The organism is Streptomyces kebangsaanensis (assembly GCF_001906585.1).
GTDB classification, from domain to species: Bacteria; Actinomycetota; Actinomycetes; order Streptomycetales; family Streptomycetaceae; genus Streptomyces; species Streptomyces kebangsaanensis.
Window position 1 is genome coordinate 20,497 of sequence record NZ_JUJA01000040.1, and the last position, 3,151, is coordinate 23,647.

A 3,151-nucleotide genomic window follows, 5' to 3' on the forward strand; every position below is an offset into this window, starting at 1 on the left:
GCCGCCGGCATGGTCCAGGTCCGCGGTGCCGCCGACGGCGCGGCCGCGCACTGGTACTGCCCGGGCCGGTGCACGGCGATCGCCCGCGCCCGCGCCGACCTCCGCAGCATCCCCATGCGCCCGGGCGGTGAGAGCTGATGCCGTCCCGTACGGACACCATCGCCGCGGTCCTGCGCCGCCCGGTCCTACGCCGCCCGCTCCTCGCGCACGAGCTGCGCGGGCACGTGGTGCAGGGGCTCGGGCCGGGCAGCACAGAGACGGCATGGACGGCGACGGTGCCGCAGCTGGCCGAGGCCATCGACACCGCCCTGCAGGCGAGGGCTCAGTCCGAGGAGAAGGGCACCCGCCTCGGCACCCAGCCACCGGTGGGCGGGTCCACTGCTCGCGCTGAGATCCTCGCCGTCCTCGCCGATGCCGGCTACAACCAGGCGGCCGCCACCGAGTTGCTGGCCCGAGCGCACCGCGAGCCGCACACCGACCCGCCCGACCTCGAGTTCCGCGAGACCCTCGCGGGCGGTCACGCCCTGATCGTCCAGTACGGGGACTGCGAGCTGATCGGCTCCTGCCAGTGCGGCCGCGCTCTCGGCCGCATCAGGCCGGACCGGTCCCTCGACCAGCTCGCCGGGCTGTGGGAGCGGCACACCATGACGGAGGTCAGCGATGGCTGACCCTGCCGCCCGTGCCCGCCGCCGCTTCCTGCTCAACGCAATACGGCAGGAGCTCGGCGACTGGCCCACCGACCGTGCGCGCCGCCTGTACCAGGCCAACGGGTGGGGCTGCACCCGCGACCTTCCCCGCCGCGACCTGCGCTGGCTCGCCGGGCAGCGCCTCCTGATCGAGCACGGCCCCAAGAACGCCCGCGTCTACCGCCTGAAGCATGCCCACGGCCGGCAGACGCCGACCGCCATCCCGAACGGAGCCTCATGAGCACGCGAACCCTGCCGCACGACAAGTACATCGAGGCCGTCTGCGAGGCTCTCGACAAGGCCGGCCCCGAGGTGAAGGACGGCCGCACCGACGACTGCGAGACCCGCGGCACGTACTGCTACCTCAACGCCGTCATCGAGCTGGACATGCTCACCGTCGGCCTGCAGGACGAGTGGCCGCACGGGCTGCTGCTGATCTGGGAGTGGCACACCGGCCGCGAAGCAGAGTTCGGCGAGCCGGAGCGCGGCCCCGTCTGGCAGTTCGCCGAGCTGCAGGAAGACGGCTCCAACGTGTACCCCACGGACCTGCCGGTGTACGGGTACGCCAGCCCGGCCGCCGTCGCCGAGGCCGCCCGCAAGGTCATCAGCCGCGAGATCGAACCCGGCTCCTACTTCAACTCCGGCCAGTGGCGCGGCTGGACCGGCGGGATCATCGGCGACTCCTGGGAGCACGCCGGCGAGCTCGAGGCCGCCTGCGCCGCCTGGGACACCAAGGAGTGAGCCGGCGCCACGGCAAACCGCCGCCGTGCACGTGGCCCACCGCGCCGCACGCCCTCACCTACGCCCGCCTCTACCCGAGCGGCTGGTGGTGCGCCAAGCACACACCGAATGCGCAGCAGGGAAAGCCCGAGGCCCCGCCGGGCCCGGGCTGGCCCATCCACCGCCAGCCCCCACCTGGCACCACACCGGAGGACGCCGCCCCCACCGGCGACCAGCACGAACAGGACGACACCCGATGACCGCACCGGCCACTCCTCGTATCCCGACCCCCGGTGACCTCGCCCGCCGCCCGCCGGCCACCGCACCCACGCCCCCCGTCTCGGCGCCGAAGTCGGCGGCCGCGCCGGACTTCCCCGAGCCGGGACAGCCCTACCAGCCCCGCAAGTTCAGCCCGGAGGACGCCCTCAAGCCCGGCAACCTCACCAAGCGGGAGCACTTCCGCAAGCACTTCCTCTTCGGCATGCGCACCAGCCACATGCACCCGCACGCCCGCCTGGTCGGCCACGACCTGATGTGGCGCGCCAGCCACGCCACCGGACGGATCAGCCCCAGCCTGCAGCCCAGCACCGAGCAGCTCGCCCAGGCCGCCGGACTGACCGCCGCCCAGGTCGACGTCGCCCTGCAGGTCCTGCACACCCGCGGCTGGCTCCAGCACCGGCGCCTGCAGGAAGGTCCGCGCGCCGGCCAGACCGCCTACTCCCTCGCGATCCCCGCCGCGGCCCTGGAGGGGATCCGCGCCTGGATCGCCGAGAACCCGCGCGAGTTCCGCCGCTGACCACCAGACCGCGGGGGCGGGCGCTGACCACGCCGCGCCCGCCCCCGCGCACCACTTTCTGCCTGAAGAGAGCGCTCATGGACATCCGGTTCACCGAGCCCAGCCGCGTCTTCCGCACCACCAACGGCGGGGCCGGCCTGAGCTTTGAACACCCCTGCAACCACGGCAGCCCTGCCCTGTCCTTCCACCTGTTCAGCGAGCACGACGGCATCACCGAGGACATCGCGATCCTCCTGCCCGCCTGCGCCGCTCCCCACCTCTTCGGTGCGGCCCTCGCCTACCTCGAGGCCGCCCAAGGCTCCGGGGTCGGTCAGCAGTTCATCGAGGACATGCTCGCCGCCCGCGACCGGTCCGCCCAGCTCCTGGCCGCCAAGCGGGCCGAGTACGAAGCGGCGTCGGCTGCGTGCTGCGAGGCCGGCTACCGCACCCAGGGCCGCGAGCACACCTGCCGCGGCACCCAGCCCAGCACCTGACCACCCGCCCCAGCTCAGCACGAAGCCCCGCACCAGCACGGTGCGGGGCCTGGAGAACGAGAGGAGGACGGACAGTGTCAGGGCTTCGGAGCAGGCGCAATCTTCGCCACCCACTCACGGGTGAATCCGGTCAGCTTCGCCATGTGCGAAGGGCCCTTGCCGGCGGCACGCCCGCGTACGAGCAGATCGCGCAGCTCGTCGTCGGCGCGCTTGAAGGCCTCCTCAGCCCGGGTGCGCTTCTTGGCTGCGGCTTCGATCTCCATGTCGAGGGCGTCCATGCAGCTCATCGTGGCACAGATCGCCACGGTCGCGCTACGCGAACGCGCACCATGGTCGCGAACCGCGATCGCGAACGCTATTCTCATCTTCGGGGTGTGCGCCCAATGCCCATCCCTTCCCTCATCGCTGCCTGCGCCCGCCAGGCCACCACCGGAGACCACACCGCACAGTGACCGCCCTGACCGCGCCCGCCGAGC

The 3,151-nt window shown here is 72.8% G+C and carries 7 protein-coding genes; 6 read left to right on the forward strand and 1 reads right to left on the reverse strand.

Annotated elements, in window-relative coordinates; genetic code table 11:
• Positions 1–137: 137 nt before the first annotated feature.
• The 6 genes from RH94_RS05290 (at position 138) to RH94_RS05315 (ending at position 2,675) form a co-directional block, all read left to right on the forward strand.
• The gene (locus tag RH94_RS05290; protein ID WP_073946485.1) at positions 138–668 is read left to right on the forward strand and encodes a hypothetical protein; all 531 of its coding nucleotides are present in this window, start codon (positions 138–140) and stop codon (positions 666–668) included.
• Positions 661–927 carry a hypothetical protein gene (locus RH94_RS05295; RefSeq protein ID WP_073946486.1) on the forward strand — a complete coding sequence of 89 codons (267 nt, stop codon included), beginning with the start codon at positions 661–663 and terminating at the stop codon, positions 925–927. Before RH94_RS05290 ends, RH94_RS05295 begins: the two co-directional genes overlap by 8 nt.
• Positions 924–1,427 (forward strand): hypothetical protein, encoded by a 504-nt coding sequence (locus RH94_RS05300; RefSeq protein WP_073946487.1) that lies wholly within the window; start codon positions 924–926, stop codon positions 1,425–1,427. The genes RH94_RS05295 and RH94_RS05300 overlap by 4 nt, the downstream gene beginning before the upstream one ends.
• Complete coding sequence (locus RH94_RS40230) at positions 1,424–1,666, forward strand: hypothetical protein (protein WP_073946488.1); 243 nt, start codon at positions 1,424–1,426, stop codon at positions 1,664–1,666. Before RH94_RS05300 ends, RH94_RS40230 begins: the two co-directional genes overlap by 4 nt.
• Positions 1,663–2,202 (forward strand): hypothetical protein, encoded by a 540-nt coding sequence (locus tag RH94_RS05310; RefSeq protein WP_073946489.1) that lies wholly within the window; start codon positions 1,663–1,665, stop codon positions 2,200–2,202. The genes RH94_RS40230 and RH94_RS05310 overlap by 4 nt, the downstream gene beginning before the upstream one ends.
• A 77-nt stretch (positions 2,203–2,279) precedes the next feature.
• Positions 2,280–2,675, forward strand: a complete 396-nt coding sequence (locus tag RH94_RS05315; protein WP_073946490.1) for a hypothetical protein — start codon at positions 2,280–2,282, stop codon at positions 2,673–2,675.
• A gap of 77 nt (positions 2,676–2,752) precedes the next feature.
• Here RH94_RS05315 and RH94_RS05320 read toward each other — a convergent pair whose 3' ends face one another.
• Positions 2,753–2,953, reverse strand: a complete 201-nt coding sequence (locus RH94_RS05320) for a hypothetical protein (RefSeq protein WP_073946491.1) — start codon at positions 2,951–2,953, stop codon at positions 2,753–2,755.
• Between the last annotated feature and the right edge of the window lie 198 nt (positions 2,954–3,151).